Source organism: Bdellovibrionales bacterium, from assembly GCA_016716765.1.
In the GTDB taxonomy this organism is placed as follows: domain Bacteria; phylum Bdellovibrionota; class Bdellovibrionia; order Bdellovibrionales; family UBA1609; genus JADJVA01.
In genome coordinates, this window is the sequence record JADJVA010000009.1 from 120085 (window position 1) to 138884 (window position 18800).

General features: G+C 45.8%; 20 protein-coding genes. 8 read left to right on the forward strand and 12 right to left on the reverse strand.

Features of this window, described 5'->3' with window-relative positions; genetic code table 11:
* Window positions 1-8: 8 nt before the first annotated feature.
* Complete coding sequence (locus IPL83_06970; protein MBK9038886.1) at window positions 9-518, forward strand: hypothetical protein; 510 nt, start codon at window positions 9-11, stop codon at window positions 516-518.
* A 97-nt stretch (window positions 519-615) separates the two neighbouring features.
* Here IPL83_06970 and IPL83_06975 read toward each other — a convergent pair whose 3' ends face one another.
* Genes IPL83_06975 through IPL83_06990 form a run of 4 tightly spaced genes read right to left on the reverse strand, consistent with a single transcriptional unit; the run spans window position 616 to window position 2781 of the window.
* Window positions 616-867, reverse strand: a complete 252-nt coding sequence (locus IPL83_06975; GenBank protein MBK9038887.1) for a transposase — start codon at window positions 865-867, stop codon at window positions 616-618.
* Entirely contained in the window at window positions 840-2093 is a 1254-nt protein-coding gene (locus tag IPL83_06980; GenBank protein MBK9038888.1) for an IS66 family transposase, read from the reverse strand. The genes IPL83_06975 and IPL83_06980 overlap by 28 nt, the downstream gene beginning before the upstream one ends.
* 32 nt (window positions 2094-2125) lie before the next feature.
* Window positions 2126-2482 (reverse strand): IS66 family insertion sequence element accessory protein TnpB, encoded by a 357-nt coding sequence (tnpB, locus tag IPL83_06985; protein MBK9038889.1) that lies wholly within the window; start codon window positions 2480-2482, stop codon window positions 2126-2128.
* Entirely contained in the window at window positions 2479-2781 is a 303-nt protein-coding gene (locus IPL83_06990) for a hypothetical protein (protein MBK9038890.1), read from the reverse strand. The genes tnpB and IPL83_06990 overlap by 4 nt, the downstream gene beginning before the upstream one ends.
* Window positions 2782-2809: 28 nt before the next feature.
* On the opposite strand from IPL83_06990, the gene IPL83_06995 reads away from it, so the two are divergent.
* On the forward strand, window positions 2810-4222 hold the full coding sequence (locus IPL83_06995; protein MBK9038891.1) for an IS1634 family transposase: 1413 nt from the start codon (window positions 2810-2812) through the stop codon (window positions 4220-4222).
* A 471-nt stretch (window positions 4223-4693) separates the two neighbouring features.
* Here IPL83_06995 and IPL83_07000 read toward each other — a convergent pair whose 3' ends face one another.
* Window positions 4694-7840 carry a hypothetical protein gene (locus IPL83_07000; protein ID MBK9038892.1) on the reverse strand — a complete coding sequence of 1049 codons (3147 nt, stop codon included), beginning with the start codon at window positions 7838-7840 and terminating at the stop codon, window positions 4694-4696.
* A 298-nt stretch (window positions 7841-8138) separates the two neighbouring features.
* Here IPL83_07000 and IPL83_07005 point away from each other — a divergent pair, with 298 nt between their 5' ends.
* Together IPL83_07005 and IPL83_07010 are read left to right on the forward strand one after the other, a co-directional pair.
* A complete protein-coding gene (locus IPL83_07005) occupies window positions 8139-8696 on the forward strand; it encodes a hypothetical protein (protein MBK9038893.1) in 558 nt (185 codons plus the stop codon).
* Between the two features lie 168 nt (window positions 8697-8864).
* Window positions 8865-9017: a hypothetical protein gene (locus tag IPL83_07010; GenBank protein ID MBK9038894.1), complete on the forward strand. Its 153-nt coding sequence runs from the start codon at window positions 8865-8867 to the stop codon at window positions 9015-9017.
* Between the two features lie 396 nt (window positions 9018-9413).
* Here the strand turns inward: IPL83_07010 and IPL83_07015 are convergent, their stop codons facing one another.
* A complete protein-coding gene (locus IPL83_07015; protein ID MBK9038895.1) occupies window positions 9414-9779 on the reverse strand; it encodes a hypothetical protein in 366 nt (121 codons plus the stop codon).
* A 127-nt stretch (window positions 9780-9906) separates the two neighbouring features.
* Between IPL83_07015 and IPL83_07020 the strand changes: the two genes are divergently transcribed.
* Entirely contained in the window at window positions 9907-10350 is a 444-nt protein-coding gene (locus IPL83_07020) for an excisionase family DNA-binding protein (GenBank protein ID MBK9038896.1), read from the forward strand.
* Window positions 10351-10388: 38 nt separating this feature from the next.
* On the opposite strand, the gene IPL83_07025 is transcribed toward IPL83_07020, so the two are convergent.
* The 4 genes from IPL83_07025 to IPL83_07040 form a co-directional block, all read right to left on the reverse strand.
* Entirely contained in the window at window positions 10389-10829 is a 441-nt protein-coding gene (locus IPL83_07025) for a hypothetical protein (protein MBK9038897.1), read from the reverse strand.
* Between the two features lie 137 nt (window positions 10830-10966).
* On the reverse strand, window positions 10967-12886 hold the full coding sequence (locus IPL83_07030) for a hypothetical protein (GenBank protein MBK9038898.1): 1920 nt from the start codon (window positions 12884-12886) through the stop codon (window positions 10967-10969).
* 18 nt (window positions 12887-12904) lie between these two features.
* Complete coding sequence (locus IPL83_07035) at window positions 12905-13450, reverse strand: ParA family protein (GenBank protein ID MBK9038899.1); 546 nt, start codon at window positions 13448-13450, stop codon at window positions 12905-12907.
* Complete coding sequence (locus IPL83_07040) at window positions 13405-13878, reverse strand: AAA family ATPase (GenBank protein ID MBK9038900.1); 474 nt, start codon at window positions 13876-13878, stop codon at window positions 13405-13407. The genes IPL83_07035 and IPL83_07040 overlap by 46 nt, the downstream gene beginning before the upstream one ends.
* A 397-nt stretch (window positions 13879-14275) precedes the next feature.
* Here IPL83_07040 and IPL83_07045 point away from each other — a divergent pair, with 397 nt between their 5' ends.
* From IPL83_07045 to IPL83_07055, 3 genes are all read left to right on the forward strand, one after another.
* Window positions 14276-14650: a hypothetical protein gene (locus IPL83_07045; protein ID MBK9038901.1), complete on the forward strand. Its 375-nt coding sequence runs from the start codon at window positions 14276-14278 to the stop codon at window positions 14648-14650.
* 581 nt (window positions 14651-15231) lie between these two features.
* Entirely contained in the window at window positions 15232-15558 is a 327-nt protein-coding gene (locus tag IPL83_07050) for a hypothetical protein (protein MBK9038902.1), read from the forward strand.
* A gap of 75 nt (window positions 15559-15633) precedes the next feature.
* Window positions 15634-17196: a TolC family protein gene (locus IPL83_07055; GenBank protein ID MBK9038903.1), complete on the forward strand. Its 1563-nt coding sequence runs from the start codon at window positions 15634-15636 to the stop codon at window positions 17194-17196.
* A 184-nt stretch (window positions 17197-17380) separates the two neighbouring features.
* Here IPL83_07055 and IPL83_07060 read toward each other — a convergent pair whose 3' ends face one another.
* Window positions 17381-17677: a transposase gene (locus IPL83_07060; protein MBK9038904.1), complete on the reverse strand. Its 297-nt coding sequence runs from the start codon at window positions 17675-17677 to the stop codon at window positions 17381-17383.
* Window positions 17604-17900, reverse strand: coding sequence for a hypothetical protein (locus tag IPL83_07065; GenBank protein ID MBK9038905.1), 297 nt, complete (start codon window positions 17898-17900; stop codon window positions 17604-17606). The genes IPL83_07060 and IPL83_07065 overlap by 74 nt, the downstream gene beginning before the upstream one ends.
* Window positions 17901-18800: the final 900 nt, after the last annotated feature.

Here is an 18800-nt window from a genome sequence, read left to right on the forward strand (position 1 = left end):
GAAACGAGATGAAATGTGTTTGGCTTGCAGTCCAATTACTAGCCCTCACCCTCGGTTGGACCGCGAAGGGAGCGATCCCTTCGACGGCTTGTAACCGACTATTGATGGGTCGCAATCGAGTCGTTGGTGTCGAGATCCGCACTACCTCTGAACGCGAAGCAATTCTTCCAGAAATTGGCAAGTCCTACGACCTTAGCTTCTTTTGGGAGGATCGACCGATACAATTTAGCGTAAGTTTTGGGGAAAGGTTCGTGACATGGCTCAAAGAGGGTGGACACCACTTTGACATCGAAGCTGGAATGATAGTGACAAAGGACTCTAAGAGATTTGCCGTCGGAGGAAACAATGAACTATATGAGGAACGCACGGGAAGAACCGCTCCTCCCTGGCTTTTCTACGCTGCAGACAAAAATGTGTTTGGCCTACCAAGAGGAGAATTTTTCCTTGATTTGCACGACTCCGCAGTTACGGCCAACTATTCCGCTCTAAACATTATTGATCGCGCAATTGCACCGTAAGCGATTCATAACCTGTATTTTTCAGGCTCGAGAATCAGGTGATAAAATGATCTCAGCGAGGCGCTCGAAGTCTTCTAGGGATTTGGCCAGTGGTAGCTCAGTGAGCATTCGAACCATGGCCGCGTAGGGGTTCACCCCATTGATTTTGGCTGTTACCGTGAAGCTGTACATGACACTGCTGGCCTCGGCCCCCGCGGGGTGTGTCGGAAAACAGCCACGCATTCCTGCCGATGGCATACTTGCGGATCGCTCTCTCCGTAAAGCCATTGTCCGCCTCCAGACGCCCATCCTTGAGGTAGCCTGTCAGGTACTCATACTCATTCAAAAAGTAGCGGAGGGCCCCTCCGATCTTGCTTTTACTGGAACCTTTGGCTGATGCCTTTCAGCCCACTCCTTCATCTCTTTCCAAATGGGCTCAGCTATTTCCAGCCTCAGGCGGTACCGCTCCTCAGGCGGCATCTCGCCGATTTTTTCTTCCAGATCATACAGTTTTTTAAAGTAACCAAGTCCTGCCTCTCCAAGGCTTCGGCCGGACTTAGCCCCATCCACTGTGGCGGATTCAAATTTCCTGCGGGAGTGCATCCCACATCCTATGCGGATCACGCCCTCTTGTTTTTCCAACACATCATAGGCATTCAATCCGTCACATTGCAGATATCCTGTAATTCCGTCCAGAAGCTGCCTGGCCGCTTCCTGGCTCCGGGATATGCGGTAATCAAACAGAACAATCTTCTTGTCCCCGTAGGGCGTACTCCTCACCCACATCCATGATTTGTCTTCGGCCTTCCTGCCATTCTCTTTGAGAACCTGCACTTGCGTCTCATCCACGGCCACATAAAAAGAGGTTATCAGCCGGTCTGAAAGAACATTCCAGACAGGCACGAGAGCCTGCGCCACTTGCACCACCCAGCGGGCCATCGTGCTGCGGGGAAGATCAACTCCCTGACGCTCCATGATCTCCTCAATCCGATACAGCGGAAGTCCATCGCAATATTTGGAGGTGATAATGGCGGCAAGCAACTCGGGAGTGGCAATCCCCTTAGGGATCACGCAAGGCACTGGCGGAGCGGTCTTCACATAGTCCCCGCTATCCACTCCATACTTGGCCCGCTCATAGCGGATCACACTGACTTTAGCTGGCTCATACTTGAGCTTCTCCGAGAACTCCCAGCCAATCACCTTGAGAGGTTGCCCCTCTTCAGAAAAACGCTCGTTTTCTGGAAGCTCGATCTTCACCACTTCCCGCTCAAGGTTCTCGGGGATTGGACGACGATGACCCCGCTGCCTCTTATGCGAAGGAACCGTGACCTCGACCTGCGCCTCATCCTCTTCGGGTGTCCCTTTGGAGACTTCAAGTTCCACTTCGTTGTAGAGAACCCTCTGTTCCGGCGACACCCAAGACTCCGACTTTCTACCAAACTGCGCTCGTTTGAGAGAACGGATCTGCTCATGCAACCAAGTGACCTCACTTTGCAGGAACTTGATCTTCTCTTCATCAAGACGAGCACGCGCTCTCAGGCCTTCATTCTCTGAGGACAACTCTTCTTGTTTTGAAAATAGCTCTCGCGGCTGCATGCGCGGGACTCTTCAACATTTTCTTCGAAAGATCAACAGACTCTTTCAAAATTTATTTCTGAAAATGGCTTCATTTTCCAAACATCATAACCTTCCAGAAGCCAGCTCAATTGCTCTGTGGATATGTGGACTACTTCCTGCAAAGATTTCCTCGGCCATGGGAACTTTTCCACATCCAATTGCTTTTGCCATAGACAGAACCCACTTCGATCAAAATACAGAATCTTGATCGTGTGCCGTCGTCGACCACAGAACACGAAAAGATTTTTCCCGTTCAACTTTCCCATCTGGGCACTCTCCACAATCTGACTCAATCCCGGAATCCCACGGCGCAAATCGACAGGATCTCGATGCAGAAAAACACCCTCAAATTGACTGGGAGATTTCACCTAGTACCTCCCTGCAGATAAAAGATCAGCTCAGCCACCCATTGTGCGTCAGGGAGCGAACGAACCGCTCTTGGTTTCTGAATTTCCACTGGCACAAAAGCAGAGCTCACCGGCTTTCGGCGTCCAACACTCCCTCTCTTGCTTCCCTTGGATAGTCGATACTTCCAGTTCTTGAACGTGGTGTTGTTCAGTCCCTCTTGCCGACAGAACTCGGTCTCGGAGCCAGAGAAATTTTCTGCCTCCCTGATTTTAGTTTGCCAATATTCTTTGGTTTTTAATCTTTGATCAGAATTTTCCACTCAAGCCTCCTTGGTTGTTGAGCAATATATGTGGAAAGTTCAAATCACAAAAATAGGGTTTATGGAGCGCTTACGAGGAGTCGATCTGGACATGCTAAATGATGATGTACTGGGCAGGTCGCTTGATGCGATCCATGCCTATGGACCCTCGAAATTCTTTTCAGATTTAGTATTTTCTACTCTATTGAAAAATAAATTGGTCTCAAAATTCATTCACATGGATTCGACAAGCCATTCATTTTTCGTGAAGAAATACAGCAAGGATTCTGGGATTGAGGTTAGGTACGGACATTCAAAAGGCCGAAAAGACCTCACTCAATTAGTTCAGTTATTAATGACTACTGATCAAGGGATTCCATTCTGGTCAAAAACCTATTCGGGCAATGCAAATGACCGTGAGATATTTCAGCAGTCAGTCCAGTCGGTTAATGAATATTTTAAGACGTGTGGATTTGCTGACGAAGTTTGCGTGGTATCTGATTCAGCGCTTTACTCAAAAAAGTTCCTACTTAACAAAGACATCACAGGCAGCTGGATGGCTCGAGTACCTGAGTCGATCAAGAGGGCAAAACAACTGGTTGAATCTGATCACAAAAAGGCCCCATGGATTAAGATCAACCAAGACTACAAATACCGAGAGGAATCGGTGTCCTACGGCGGGAAACGTCAGAGATGGATTATAGTTAATAATCGAGAGGCCAGGTATAAGGAGTTGAGCACACTCCAACGAAATTTGGACAAGGAAGAATGGCTCCTTGAGAAAAAGACAAAAAGCCTTATGAATACGGTTTTTCAAAGCCGCGAGACCTTGAATAGTGAGTTCAAAAGAATCGTTAAGCGACATCCTCTGTTTGAGCTGAGAAAAACAATCATTGGCCATTACAAAAGACGTCGAGGTAAAAAGCGCCCGATTCAGTCCGGATATAAGGTCATCATAGGATTTTCAAGGCACGAAAAGCTGATTAAGAAATTAGAAAATAAGAGGGGAAAGTTTATCATAGGAACCAATGACTTGGATCCAAAATTAACTCCTGAAAGAATTGTTGAAGTCTACGGTGGGCGAAACCAGAACATTGAAGGTTGCTTCAAATTTATCAAGGATTCAAGCTTTAGGCTGAACGAAGTATTTCTAAAACGTGTCGATCGAATCGAGTCCTTAATGGCGATCATGGCTCTATCGCTATTTGTAAATAACCTCGGGCAATTGAAGCTGAGAGAAGCGTTGAAGACCAAGCAGCTCAGTTTGCCAAGTCAAAACGGAAAAAGAACTCAAAGTCCGACCTTAAAATGGGCCTTTCAAACGATGAGAAATATCATCAAGGTACGAGTAAATATTTTTGGGCGCATCTATGAAGAGTTCAAAGGGCTCGAGGCCGCTCAGCGAATTATCATCGAGTGCTTCGGTTCGAGCGCCAAAATGATCTACGGCAGCAGCCCTTAGCTCCTTCAAATCGAAGCTAGATTCAAATGACCTCTGATCCCATTTCTTTGGGAAGGGGAGAGCTCCGTTCGGACTCCTTAGAATTGCTCTAGAAAACCCAAAACTTTAACCCGCCAGATAAAATTGAACAGATGGACGTTGAATTCGACCCATTTCTGCCCTCGACCAACAAAAGTTTGGAGGTGGATTTGAAGTTCAACTGCGAAATGTCAGAATATAGGTTATCCCGTCTCAATTAGGGGACCGAGATGGCGCAGACAAATCTTACAAAGGTGAGCTCGTTATGTGAGATTAGCCAGCACAGGGTGTGATACGGGACATCCGCACCCGCCTACACGTGTATGAGGCCAACCTTTTTCAAGTCTATACGGGCATTCGCAAAGCCGTTCATGAACTGGTTGAAATCGCCTAGCTGACAAAAAGTAGTTGATAACCCAGATAGGCCCTCATCAACCTGCAACTTGCGGTTATTTAATACCAGCGCTTCACCTTGCGCACACTGTTATTGTCAGAGTCAGATATAAATAAATTGCCTTCGCTATCAAAGGCAAGACTGGTCGGATAGGAGATACTGGCCGAAGTGGCGACAACTCCCTCTTGGGAAAGGTCGAGAGTTGTGCGCGCTAATCCCCCACCGCTTGAGCCCATCACTAAGGAAGCAGATCCTGACAATCTATCTCTACATTTTACAAAAGAAAGGTTGGAAGAAGTGCTAAATGAGCTGTAGCAAATTTGCTCAGCATTCGCCGTAAGACCATACAAAGTATTCGAGCTCAGTGCCGCATCCTGATAAAGGCTTTTCAAATAGTTGGCTGGGACTGTCACTCCCATGACATTGACGGATGATCCCGTATCATTGATATATTTAATTTTTCTGTTGGCTGAATCGAGCAAATAGTAGCCACCCGCCACGAGGGGATCAGCAATGATTTTAGTTGGTACCCCGAATCGAGCTGACAAAAGAGGGCTATCGATATCTCCAGTGGTGCCACAGGTGCCAGCAAAATCAGCTATCACACCGAAGGGATCAATTTTTGCGATACAATAAGCCGCATTTAGTCCCACCAAAAGTCCCCCACCACTTTCAAACTCAATCGTTTTGGGATCCACAATTTCTGAAATAGCGGGATTGTAATTCACATAAGTTCCACAAGTTGAGGTCCCCGCCACCCGACTTATCTTAAAAGGATTCACATTAACATTGAACAAAGAAGCGAGTCCCCCAGTTCGATTGTAGGCTCTAATTCGGCAGGTGCTCGATGTGGCCGTCGCATAGACAAGGGTACTGGCGCTGACCGTGAAGTCCTGAAGTTTATTGGCAGCAATCAAATTAGATAAGGGGTCAAGATCATCGATTGAATCAGCAGATCCCCCCCCACCAATATAGGTTTCTAAATATCCAGTCCCTAAATCCAAGCGACGAACTTCTGTCGAACTGGGCATATCCCCAATCAACAGGCTATTGGTCAATGCGTCGTAACTCAATTGTTTCGGAAAACTCAACAGAGAGCTCGCCGCCGCGTGAGCTGTCGAATTTATTTTGCCACCTCGGCCCAATCCAGTTCCAACAACTCCATTGATAAGATTGCTAGTGAAGTTGAGTTCCTCAATGTAACCATTTTGATTGTCAGCGACCAACAATCGATTACCCTCTAAAATCATGTCTTTTGGATAGTACAATTCAGAGGCAAGAGCTGGTCCCCCAAAGCTCGGGACCCCCAAGGTCCCTGTTCCCCAAATTGGACCTCCCATATAACCGCTAATACTTTGCCCACCCCAGACAAGGGGCGATGGGGAGTTATTTAGATAAGTAATTCGCGCACCGGTTGAATAGCTGATAAAAAAGCCCCTCACGATGGAAGGATCGTCAATCGTTAGAAAAGCCGGCATCGGAAATTGATTTGCCAGAGCAGTCATTTCAGAGGGATTGCCTGAGGTGCAGCCGCCAGCCATTCCCGCAATGGTACCGACGTTGCTTGAAAACACTGTGCTTGCCCCTCCAAAAAAGCTAATGGAGCCTCCCGTGGTATTTAAAACTCTTAAAGCACAAACGCCAGTATTGTACTCGACCCAATACATATTGCCCGAGTTATCAAAGGCAATATCCATCGGCTTTTGAATCGTCGCACTGCCAGCGGGCCCATTGGTATTTCCAGCTGCACCAGTACCCACCACGGTATAGGCCAGTCCATTGGATAAATCGACACGCTTAATTCGATAAATAGTGGAACAGCCCACATACAAATTGTTCCCATAAATAGCCAAGCCATAGGGGCCATTGCAAGCTTGGGTGGTGCCTGAAGTGCCATCCGTGTGACCTCCAGATGGTCCCAAGACAATGCTGACAGTTCCAGCGCTGGTCACGGAAAACACAGCATTCTGAGTGGTGGTTGTGTAGTAAAGAGTCTGAGTGGTCGAATCCCAAGCCATGCTATTGACAATGTTGATAGGCATATTGGCTGCTGTCCCCGAGGTGGCATTACTCACTCCACCCGTACCCACCAGAACCTTCATCTGACCAGGAGCTATCGCGGTTCCCAATTTTGTGACCGCAGAAGAGCTGGTATTGTAAAACCATATGAGACGATTGCCCGTATCACTGACAAAATATCCGTAACCGGAATCCTCAGCTAATGCCCACGGTTCTATCCTTAAACGACTCGCCTCAAGCGGAAGGATCGCACCGTTTCCGACGTCCGGCTGACCCACCACCGTGCAAACCTCGCCGCCCTTTAGTTTGTTACATGCCGAGCTAAATCCATTGACCGTGATATTCCAAGAGTGTGAAACCGTGGTCGTGCCATCGGTGACGCTCACTTTGAGCATATTGGACCCCAAAAAGGATGAATTTGAATTAAAAGTTGCCGTAGCACCCGAAGCCGTGAGAGCGGCATTGGCGGAATTGTTCAAGGTCCAAGAATAGGCAAAGGTCCCCGAACCACCTGAAGCATTGGCGGATAAACTGAGTGATTTATCGACTGTCACAAAATCAGAAGTCCCAGAGGGCGATATCGGTGTGACGGTCAGTGGTCCCCCGATCGGCGACGAAGCTCCAAACCGTGTGCAACTGGTGACAAAATCGGCTGACATATTGGCAGTGAGATCAAGGCTCACATCACCGGGTTTCAAATCGATCACTTTGCTGGCTAAGCGCACGGGACGCGAGAGATTGTCATAGTCGGGGGGAACCCCTTCAGGAACCTTTTTGCACTCAGCATTTATCGATCGCAATCCCAGCACAGTAATGACTCGGGCTGCACCGCTGGGAACAATCAGTTCAGCAGTGCCACCTGCTGGCACGAACGCAATTGAGGGACCAAACTGAATACTCGGACCTGAAGTGGTACAATTGTGTCGCATCAATCCAGGATCTGGACCACCTACTGTCACCATGTAGCAGTTGATATCGGCCAGTGACTGAGGATCACTCAGCGCCCAAGTTTCACTGTTCTGAGAAGAAACGCCTTGGCCAGCTTTTCTCGCTCCAGTTGCACTAATCATTGATGCGTTGATCTTCTCAGCATTTGATTTTGCCGCCGGAAATTGAATTCTAACGGTGCTGCCCGAGTTCGATTTTTTAGTACAGCCAAAAGCCATTGCCGCAATGGCAATACTCAAGCATGACAATACTCTTAAATCACAGCAAAACAAATTAAGTGCCTCCGATTTATGTCCCCTCCTGGCTTATCGGAGGTTTCATCTGGGGAACGAGATCCAATGTGAGAAAGATACTGAGAATCGAATAAAGATTAGGTACGAGGCGAAGGGAAATATGGAAGATGGAGATCTCTCCATCTTTATCAAAACAACACAAACTCATTTTTTGGCGAAAATTGCTTCGCCAATTAAAACCATGAGGCATGGATATTGCTGATTCAGCCCTCGTTTGACTTCTAACCCGATAGCGAGGTGATAAATGGCAATAACCCCTGCAATTGTTATAGCGTTGATACTTCGATCTACAGGTGAAACCCAATTCGGTTTGAACCTGGATTGTGCTCTAAAACAAAACTCCAACACCGGCGGTATCTCTTCTGAATATCAGGACACTCAGAGAGACTCAGATCCTCAGGCTGAAAATACCCAATTAAATATTCGCATTAGCGAGATGACTTCCTTATATGGTGAAAAATTCTACTGGATTAGTCTTGCCGCCAACGGAGAACACATCGGAAGTGGTTTTAAGGCCAGCCCGAGAAAAGTCCAAGTCTCTGTGGGCGAATCTGGATATTCGCTTGTCTGGAAAGAAAGACAAACAAGGAGAAGGGGCAATGCTAATTCAGGAGAAACCTTTCTTACAGTGAAAATGGCAGATCCTGATCAAAGACTTGACTTTGGGAGCACTCAATTGGGCGAAGATGAGTTTAGGGCGAATGTCTCTATTAATCCCATAATTGCTCCCTCGATGCCACCTCACTTCGTCAAGAGTCTCACCAACGCCACCTGCAAAATTAAGAATGCTGACCCCATCTAGGGATCAGACAAAGCAAACGGGCCAATCGTAGTGGCAATAATTGCAGTTCAGGCCGTCTATGTGCACTTCAATGTCTAGCCTGAAAAAATGAGCTTGGACTATCATTTGACCCGCCAACATGCGATTTTTACTTAGGCTGGATATTCGGTTGGAAGTCACGAGATCAAATTGGGAAATTGCTGGTCTCAAGATCAGTTTGATCTGGCAGATCTCAATATTATTGGCTTTAACGACGAAGGGAGCTCCTCCAGAATTGATATCTGCTATGATTTTTTTCAGCTTGAGATGACAAACAAGGTAAAAGTTCTAGTTACAGAGTGACAAATAAATGCAAAATCAATTCGCAACCGGTAATGAAAACGACCACAATAGCGACTACCTGTTGAAATTTCAATAGACGACCATATTTCGATTCAAATCGAAACGTTTTCACTGAAATTGCCCCGCCATTTTCATGGTAAACTAAATGGGAGTGTTTTTCAAACTGGAGGTGCTGGAGCTTATGACTTTTTAAAAAAGTGGGACCGTGAACTAAGGCACTCGTGCAACTCCACGAAAGAAGACGACAGGCGACCGGGGCTCAACGGTAAATTTTATGGATGAGACGGATATAAACGGCGACTCCGAGATGCGACGGCCAAAAGCGCGGAGCGGAAGGCCCACTTGAGCCACTGAGAATGGCTCCCATAGGAATTGTTAATCTTAAAAGTCTCTTGTTTAAAGAGCCCAGGCAATTCCGTTCAGGCACACGCCGCCGCCCGTTTGATATTCATTGTTTTGCAACAGGTAGTCACTGTGGCCTATTTGTATATCGTGGAAGGAATTTACAGTGGCCTCAAAGAGGGACAGAAATTCGGTCCAAATACGCTGGTAATATCGACGAGTGTTGGGGGCTTTTTGATAGAGCCAGGAGAAAAGTAGGCCCTGCTCCTGGCTTGAGAGTTTTGAGAAAACGGTTTTGCAGTTGAGGGAGATATTTTTACTAGCTGGCAAATCAAGGGCCTTATTCTCGGCTCGCGAGTTAGTTGGAGAGTTTGGTGAAATCAGGGGGCTTTTTGAGGGAATACCAAGGTGATTTGCCATATTAAAATCCTAGCACACCTGACGAATAGAGAAAGGTAAGAAAAGCCTAATAATCATACATGATTTTATGCGCTAAAATTCGAGTTTCAGATGGTACTTTGATGTTACGTTTGTTACGATTCGATTTGTGAAGCCTAGATTGTCCCCCCTTCATTATCCTGTTGTCATAAAGCAACATCTTGATTTTATTGTTCTTTCTGTGCCTGATTTGGGTATTAGTCTCGTTGAAAACGCTCCCCTCCAAGGCAAACTAAACCCCGAATATGTTCTTAAAATCGCCACTGCGCTCGCAAATGTTTGGCTTAAGGCTCAAAAAAGACTTCTTGAACATCAGTCCGCTGGGAAAAGTGCACCCTCCCCGTCTAAACAGAAAATGTCGGTTGATGCGAGGAGATTGCAATACATGACGGCCTCTGAGGTGGCGAAACGACTTGGCGTCAGCCGAATGACCGTTCATCGATTGGTTAAGAAGGGTTTACTAACTTGTACAAAAACAAGGGGCCAACACTCTCGCTTTTCCGAACTAAACCTAAAGGCCTACGAAAAGAAATACTGCGTCAAAAATGAATGATGATCCGTGTTATTGTTCTAAAAACATTAGGCTCAGCGCTAGTGATTCAAATTAGAACCTTCAGAAATCTCTGATTGTTTGATGGAAATTTCGTCTATCGATTCGGCCTCATTAGCTTCAAAAAGAACGCTGCCCTGACTGTCTGTGTCGATTCCACCCTCCGACTCGGATGCCTTCTTGACTGGTATTTTCTTAACGCCGGGCTTCTTCCGTTTTACTTGGGGCGACTTTGAGGATTCTGCCGCTTGGTCCACTCCGATGAGTCCTCCCATATTCTCCTTGAGAGATTGAATTCTATCATCGGTCAGTTTTTTCAGCTTAGCCTTAGAAAGATTGAACTTATCAGCCAACATCAGTGTCTCATCAAACTCAACTTTCGCCTGTTCAAACTTAAGTCTGGCTTGCTCAAGTTGATTTTTCGCGCATTCAAGATTTACAGAAGTCCGATCCATCTGAGACAAGAAGTCCATAAGTTGCATATCGTCTCCCACCTTCTCCGGAAATATCTGCCGGTTGCATAATGAAGCGCCTTACTTTTAAGTTCTTTTAATTCCCGAAACAATAAAAAAATGCACGTCATCGCTGATCAAAAGAGCCAGCTCTGATAAGACAGAATTCATAGTGTATCGTTATTATTACGCGATCGTTCGTTTTCAATAATTCTTGCCAAGACTAGTTTTTGATATGAGACACTGCCTAGCTTTGCAAGATGGCTCTCTGGCACCAAGTGCCGTTTCTCGTCGTCTGTCAATTTTTGAAATATCTCGGTGGCGGCTGCCACCAAGGCTGTCTCTGCTGTTTTCCGACGAAGATCTAGGGTTTCGCGCCTGCGAAGTTCGTTTGCCTCTACCTGCATCTTAAGCTCGCTCATATAGGCTTCCGAAACGTAGGCTCCAGAACGTCTCAAAATGCCCATGAGAAAGCCTAACTTGGACCCGCGGCTTTTCACCTGACCTGCATCAAGATCGTAGGCAAAAGCTTCCAAGGAATCCTGAACTTCCGTCGCTAAAAGGGTACCCGTATGGAAAAGCTGGCGAATTTGTGTTCTCCCAAATCCAATGTCCTGCAAGGAAGGAGGTATCTGAATATCCGACCAATCAATGGGGAGATCTATTGGTGTTGATGAAAATGACGGGTTGGTTTCTGATGTTGTGTTGTTAGTAGTAGTAGCTTTTTTGATTAAATTTACACTACTACTACTAGAGGGCGTTGTGTCCGGTAACGTGTTCGCTTTGTGTTCGCTTTGAGGGGTTTTTGTGTTCGCTTTAGAGGTCATTTGTATGGCGAGATAGCCGTCAAAATGCTGATCTGGAACGCCAAATTCGATGAGACATCCCCTTCCTAATCCAAGCGGTCTTTTTGTTAAAAAGCCGTCTAGTTTCATCCGTTGTGTCGTTGTTTTTACCGACCCAAGCCTAATATTTGAAGCCTTTGCGAGGTATTCATGAGTTGTTGAAATCGTGCGGCTTCTTGATTGCAAACAGAGCTCAAGAATGCTTTCAAAGATCTTTAAGCGATTGCCTGAAAGATTTTGCACGGAGTGTTCAGTTCGAAAAATGTGGCTAGACGGTGTGTTCGGGTTTTGTGTCCAGTGTAGTGTTCGCTTTGTGTTCGCGTTGTGTTCGCTATCTGTGTTCGACTCATGTTGTGTTCGCTTTGTGTTCGCTTTGTGTTCGCTATCTGTGTTCGCATTTGTCAAGCTCTTGCCAGCATCTAAAATTTCAAATTCTGAGTAATTTTTAGAGTATTGAGGCTGCCGTTTGTGTTTCTCTGATAAAGATTGTGTTCGCTTTAATGTTTTTTTGTGTTCGCTATCGTTTTGATTTAAAGCAACTACATCTCTACTTGTGTTCGCTATTTGTGTTCGGTTAAGCTCTGCGTTCTGTTCCGTTTCCGACCTACTGTCAGAGTCTAAATTACTTGAATTATTACTATTATCAAAAACCGTGTTCGCTATTCGTGTTCGCTTTTCTAGTGGAATGTGTTCGCTATTCGTGTTCGCTTTTCTCAGAAGATCTAGGTAGGTCTGCTCTTTAGATGTGTCCGATTTGTGTTCGTTATTTGTGTTCGCTTTCTGTGTTCGTATGATCTCCTGCGAAGGGTCTTTTGGAGTGAGAATCGACTTTGAAAAACCAAGGTGATTGCCATTTAGGTCTGCATTCTCAGCGAATTTGTGTTCGCTATCGTCGCTATTTGTGTTCGCTATTTGTGTTCGCTTTTTCAGAGGCACATCAGAAGCCTCAGAATTGAAAACTACCATGTCACTGGCTAGGGGTAATCCAGCGTGGTCTGCCGACAATCCTCGATCGTTTAAATCGATATCAAGATTGAATTCAATCTTAGGATCAGTGACTATCAAAGGCTTCGCATCATCCTCAAGATTTGCAGAAGTCTCTTTACTAGAATCTCTTTTCTCTTCGCTAGCTTTCAAAGAGGCCATGGTCTCCTTTATTCCATAGCCTCTTTTTCCAGTGCGCACCGAGGGCACCTTTGGTCCCTTCGATGCCTTTTCTAGGAGATCGTCAAGCTTAGCCATGTCCCGTCTGCCTTAGGCTTACTGACTTACATCAGCTGGAAGTTTGGAAAGACCAATGATCTCGTCTACGAGTTGAGCTATGTCTTTATAGAAATTCGAGGTTGGAGACAGGTCAGACTGTCCAGACTGAACACGATTTATCGTATTGTCTGCTCGAATTACCGTGGAAAAGAGCTCTGCTTTCGTGTTACTTTCTAAGGTTCCAAGGGATTCCTTTAAGGATACGACCCAGCCGAGCTGAGACGACAGGCGATTGTCCAGTTGGTTGATGAGAATTCTCACCTCTGGCTGGTAGAATTCATATTCCATCAACCATTCTCGCAAAGATTCAAGAGTCATCTGGACTCCTTCGATACTAAATCTGGTCAAAAGAGTGGGAATAATAATGAGATCTGCTGCCAAACTTCCAAGAAAATTGATCTGTGAAAAACTAGGCGACATGTCAAAAATAACAAAATTGGAATTCTGATCCTTAATGAGATTTCCAACGTAGGTTGCAGGATTTTTCTGAAAGCCACTCAGCTCAGTTTCAAGACGTGAGTTGAGGAGACTAGATGGCAGCACCTTAAGCCGTCATCAACATCAACAACAGCATCTTCGATACTGCACTTTCCAGTGATAACATCGTGGAGCACGTACCTGATCTTCTTTTGAAGACTTTCGTCATTGAGAAAAAACATGGTACTGTTTGCTTGTGGGTCCAAATCAACCACAAGTACCTCAAAACCGAGGTCTACCATTCTCCGGGCCATGGAAGTGGCGATCGAGGTCTTGCCTACTCCACCCTTATTGTTGCTAATCGCGATTGTCTTCTTGTTCGAATAGCTAATGCCGCGGTGGCTGAAGAGCTTTCGTACAGCCGCTCGCGTGTACATTCTTGTTCTCCCCTTGAGACTTGATTCTTCATCAAGAATATTGAGGGCCTTGCTTAAAGCGCTAATTCGCTGAGGAGTCACACTTAACGAATCCGATAGTTCTTGCGTGGAAATCATAAACCTACCTCCATTGGGTGGCTTTCGTAATTGGCCTGCTATTTCGAATAAAGGCCCTATTTGACATTATCGTGAAATAGTATTGCGCTTGGGTAAAGGAAAATTTTCTCTTTACTCTTCTTAAGTCTAATGGCGTCAGCAATAAATACTATAGCCCGGCTATTGAGATTGGCTGAAGGTGAACAATCCGCCTTTGCTCTGAGCTCGAACAAAAGCGTTGATTAATACATCGTACCTAACTTTGGCGAATCTCAAAACCGCGCGACAAATTCCAATACTGAGAAATCAATTGCGCAAGTCCGAAGCCCGATCAGGACCCGTCGCATCGCATTGTTTTCCTGGTAGAATGGAGCAGTTCTGAAAAAAGTGACATTTTCTAGCTGGATAAGGTTCACCCATGCTGCCTGATAGAACACATCAAATCTTTGTGCCCTATCTTGTGCTCGCCTTGATTTCTTCCTTCTCTTGTAGCATTGACACCACAATCAGGGGAGTTATCGGACTTCCTCTAGAAAATGATCTTCTTAATTCGACCATTTCATTTTCAGGCTCGGCCATTGCCGACAACACATTCCAGGTAGAGGTCACTGTTCTGCTCAAAAACTCAAATGGATCATCTATTGTCGGATCTCATCTAAACCTGGAAATTGAAAGTGGAGATGGAGTCACAGTGCTTGGGTCCGTACTCCGATTCAGACATCAATGGAAGGTCTTTATGCGTTATCACTACTTATGTACCAGGTACAAAGACCATACGAGTATTCGGTATTAATCCCTCAGTCATGCTTCGAAACTCGATTGAGTTTGTACCCCTTTTAACTGTTGGCCCCGTCTATCTAGCCAACAAGGACTGAAATACCTATGTCAAAGACGCTGGACCTCGTCTAGACGAGTATTCTCAGTTAGATGTCACATGTGCGACGGGAGCGAGACTGGTCCCTACACTTGTATTCATGGAGGCGAGAAACGCAAGGTAACAGTCACGGGTCATAGCAGTTGTTTGGATCTCAATCTTGCTGAATTGCTAGGAGCGTTTGACTGAGAATATAAGGTAAAATTAGGAGTTGCTACTTTCTTTACCAAGGCCTTGAAATCTAGCCATGGTTTGAAGAATCTGATCAGCGCCTCAGCTTGGAAAACCAATTCTGTGTCCGTCTACAAGGGAGCCAAATTGGTAGGTCAGAGTCTACCAGCTATTTGGGACTGGACTAACACCATGGGAGCAGCCCTAACTGTGTTATTTGGGATTTTTCGCTTAAGACGGCAGATAGTGTTTTAAAAAATACATCCGGAGCGGGGAATTCCTCCCTCGAAAACCAAGCTTTTATTCAGTGAAAGACCTGTCCATCTCCTGTGCATGGAAACAGGGCTATTTCGGATTCCCAACAGCGGGACTATTATCCATATATCAACGTTTTCGAAGACAATTTGGCGGCTGGCGGAAACGACAATGGAATCTGCGAGTCAGGAGAACAGTGCTACAATCAGTTTTTAGTAAACGCCATTGAGATTTTTGGCGACCGCGTTGGAGATGAGGATGGTCTATGCGAAAACGGGGAGGCCTGTGTCTATTCACCCAACTTCGGAGTTGATCAGGGATTGGGAGAGATAGATTTGTCAGGAACCTGTGTCTTTCAGAATGGGCTTGTCCAAGATGTTCTTTTATATCGCAGGATATAAGAAGAGTATTATATACGATCAGAACAAACTCATATTTCTTTACGAAATGAATTGTAGCTGGCAGCATTTATATTTGTGAATATTTTAGTCAGAATTCTTAATTCAATTATCATTCCTGTTGTTGCTATTTTTCTTTTAGAATTCGTGACTATTTCCTCTTTTTCGGAGGAATCAAGTAAGACAAAGCAGATCTTTCAAAGACTTCCTGAAGGCCATCTGAGCCTCGACTTTGTACTGGCCAAGTCTTTGGCTAGTTCAGATAGTTTCAAGTCCATTCAAGCACAAAAGGAATCCATCGAGGCCAGTGCTCTTGAATCTCGAGCGGGACTTGATACTCATGCATTTGTTACGACCAGCTACTACAAGAATGACAACGATGAAGCCTCCATTTTTGAACCAAAATCTTCAAGAACTTATTCCCTCGGAGTTTCTAAGCTCTTTGCAACGGGAACAAAGCTGGGTCTAGAATGGGGAGACTCTCAGTCCTCACTTCAGAGTCAGAATACCTTCCAGAATCCGAATGGTTCATTGGCAAAATTTACTTTCAAACAGTCCCTATGGAGGGATTCTTTTGGGTATTTGACTCGGCGGAATTTAGAATCAGGCGTGTTTACGTCCCAGGCTAGCCTCAGTATGATGAAAAGCTCAGTCGAGAATTGGGCCCTAGGTCTAGTAAACATGTATTACGGTGCGCTCCTTGCGCGTTCAAGGCTTTTGAGTTCAAAAACGAATTTTGAAAGTAGAAAAAGGCTGCTCGAGGTCACTCGAGCAAAACTGAGCCGCGGGACGGCCGAGCGTCCCGATTTCCTCCAAGTTGAAAGTGCTTTGCTGCAAACAAAAGCAAATTTTCAACAGGCTGCCAATGAGCTGCAACAGACTTGGCGCGAACTCGCTGTCAGCTTGAAGCTAGACGAAAAATGGATTGAGATTGCGGCCGAAGAAATCCCCTTGTCCTTTGATAAACCATATGAATCGGCCTTACTGCTATGTGCCGACAAGACGATAGAGGCTTCATCTCTTGAGAGGTCTATTGAGGTCCAGAGTTGGAAGAATAAACTTCAGGCGAGCGAAGCACTTCACAGAGCAGCACAAAACGCTTATTCACCTCAGTTAGATTTGGAAGGCGAAATTGGCGGCTCTGGTGCACTGGGTACTGCATCAGAGAGGGCGGAGAGCTCAATTAACGGAAGCAATCCCACATGGAAGATCGGGCTAAAACTGGAGCTACCTTTGGAATGGAGCCTTGAAAAAGCGCAGATTCAAAGGCGTGCAACCCAGCAGATATACGATCAAGCGATGTATGACATGGCTCAATCAAATCATCGGACGAGCTGGGTGAATAGCTGTTTAAAATTGAAAGTTCTGCTCGAAAGCAAATCTGATCTAGAAAAGGCAAACTTAATCCTGTCAGAAAGAGTATTGCTCGAGGAGAGACGATTTCAGATAGGATTGACAAACACTTTTAATGTGATTTTGGCTGGCGATGATAAGTCAAATTCAGATCTCATCTTGAATCAGACATCTGTGGCTCTTAATCAAACGGCTTGGCAGATCCTCAAGTTGAACGGAATGATTGAGTCTCATTTAAATGAAGTCATCCGAAAATATGGTAATTTTGAATTGAGTGAGATTCCATAGAATGAAAAACACACATAGGCTGGACGGTTAAACGTATCCGTTCATTGACCGTGAATGACTACTTCGAAATTTTGTGTGTAGTTCCATGGCATCCAGTTATCAGGGTTGGACCTGACCAGTTCAAAGTTTTTTTGAATGGACACCATATAGTCAAAAGCGTTGGCCTCACTGATGTCACAAGTTTTTATAACTGAGAGAAGAATGTCGCCCACGAAGGCCCCGTATTCACTTTTAAAGAAGAGGAAGTTTTTCGGTTTAGAAGGGGTAGGAGCTGTTGCTCGAGGATATTGTTGTCGATGGGGCCCTGGGTGCGGAGAAATGCGGTGAGCCCCTTCCAATGCTTCTGCATGTATTTGACGCCGGCTCCTAGTTTTGAATTGGGCCAGCGAGTTTGTTGGGAAAACTTGTCAACCAGGTTTTGAGTTCCCCATCGGCTGGGCACTTTTCTGGTGGTATTGGAGGCGCTCGGGGGATAAATCACATCTTACAGTGCCGTTCGTTTGCATAGACCTGGAAATAAGGCCCAGCACAAATTCGCTTTCTTTAAAGTCCTGCTCGATATCCTTAAATTGCCTCCGACCGTGGGTGAGACACAGGTATTTCAATATCTCCTGGGCTCGGTCTTTGATATTATTCATATTCAGAGCATCTGACATGATGGCAATGGGACCCTGACTTTGCCGCCGAGTCAGGAGCTCTTCCAAATTCCTCCACTGTATTCCTTCCGGTAAAATATAGAATGATTTTCCCCTGGAGTTTCAGAAAAGAATGCCGGTGTGCCGGTTCTGTTTTGGTATTTGGGTCCGGTCTCCCCATGAGGGAGAGAACCTGGCCTTGGTGTCATCAATATAGAACAACGCTCCCTCCGAAGCCTTGACCATGACCTTCCAAACCAGAATCATCGGTTGGCCGGTTTTCCGTCTGAGTCCAGAGTGTTGATCGAGCCACAGGGAGCCCGAGCTTTTCTTGTAACTTTTCAAGACGGTAAAATGGCAGAGAGGACTTATAGTGAAGAATGGCTATCATGGCTTTGGCTTGTGCGTCGAATTTTCCCCCCTTTTCCGATAAACTCAGCCTCAAATATTTTGCACGGTTACACGAGTTTCGGGTCTGTGACGCTCCTGAAAGTGGCGGTTGCCGTCACGCGCACATAATGCCTGGATTCCGTTGTACCCCCTTTTTGACAGTCGACAAGGGTCCTTCCTTTAATTCTGACCTCATGGGTAATGTCGTGGCCATGGCCTGCCGGTTCCCGAGCAGGCTTTTTCTCCTGAGGGTCTTTTGTTGAACTTCGATTGCTTTCCAAAATCGCGCGTGGTGGCACTTTGTCCCACCACTATCAATCAAGGCTCGAGAGATGATTAACTTCGAGTTTCCGTGCTATCGATGATCTATTGGAAAAAGAGCTCCACCGGTCCTACTCAAGGCCCCAAAATCCACAGCCCTAAATGTGAGGACGGACTGATTGAATCACAGAATCAATCGTCAAATCAGAAAGTCGTAAAACACTCGGTGCCTCACTTAGATCGGGGAAACTTAATAAAGGGCCCAGAATTCTTGCAGAAAATCTGAAGTCATTGGTTACCGCCTTTGAAAGTGTCAAT

Excerpts from the sequence above, each read along its gene's own strand:
- IPL83_06980 (MBK9038888.1), bottom strand. The coding sequence starts at position 2,093 with ATGCAGCCGCGAGAGCTATTTTCAAAACAAGAAGAGTTGTCCTCAGAG.
- IPL83_07025 (MBK9038897.1), bottom strand. The coding sequence starts at position 10,829 with ATGCAACTTATGGACTTCTTGTCTCAGATGGATCGGACTTCTGTAAAT.
- IPL83_07015 (MBK9038895.1), bottom strand. The coding sequence starts at position 9,779 with ATGGCAAATCACCTTGGTATTCCCTCAAAAAGCCCCCTGATTTCACCA.
- IPL83_07040 (MBK9038900.1), bottom strand. The coding sequence starts at position 13,878 with ATGATTTCCACGCAAGAACTATCGGATTCGTTAAGTGTGACTCCTCAG.
- IPL83_06995 (MBK9038891.1), top strand. The coding sequence starts at position 2,810 with ATGTGGAAAGTTCAAATCACAAAAATAGGGTTTATGGAGCGCTTACGA.
- IPL83_07005 (MBK9038893.1), top strand. The coding sequence starts at position 8,139 with ATGGCAATAACCCCTGCAATTGTTATAGCGTTGATACTTCGATCTACA.
- IPL83_07030 (MBK9038898.1), bottom strand. The coding sequence starts at position 12,886 with ATGGCTAAGCTTGACGATCTCCTAGAAAAGGCATCGAAGGGACCAAAG.
- IPL83_07045 (MBK9038901.1), top strand. The coding sequence starts at position 14,276 with ATGCTGCCTGATAGAACACATCAAATCTTTGTGCCCTATCTTGTGCTC.
- IPL83_06970 (MBK9038886.1), top strand. The coding sequence starts at position 9 with ATGAAATGTGTTTGGCTTGCAGTCCAATTACTAGCCCTCACCCTCGGT.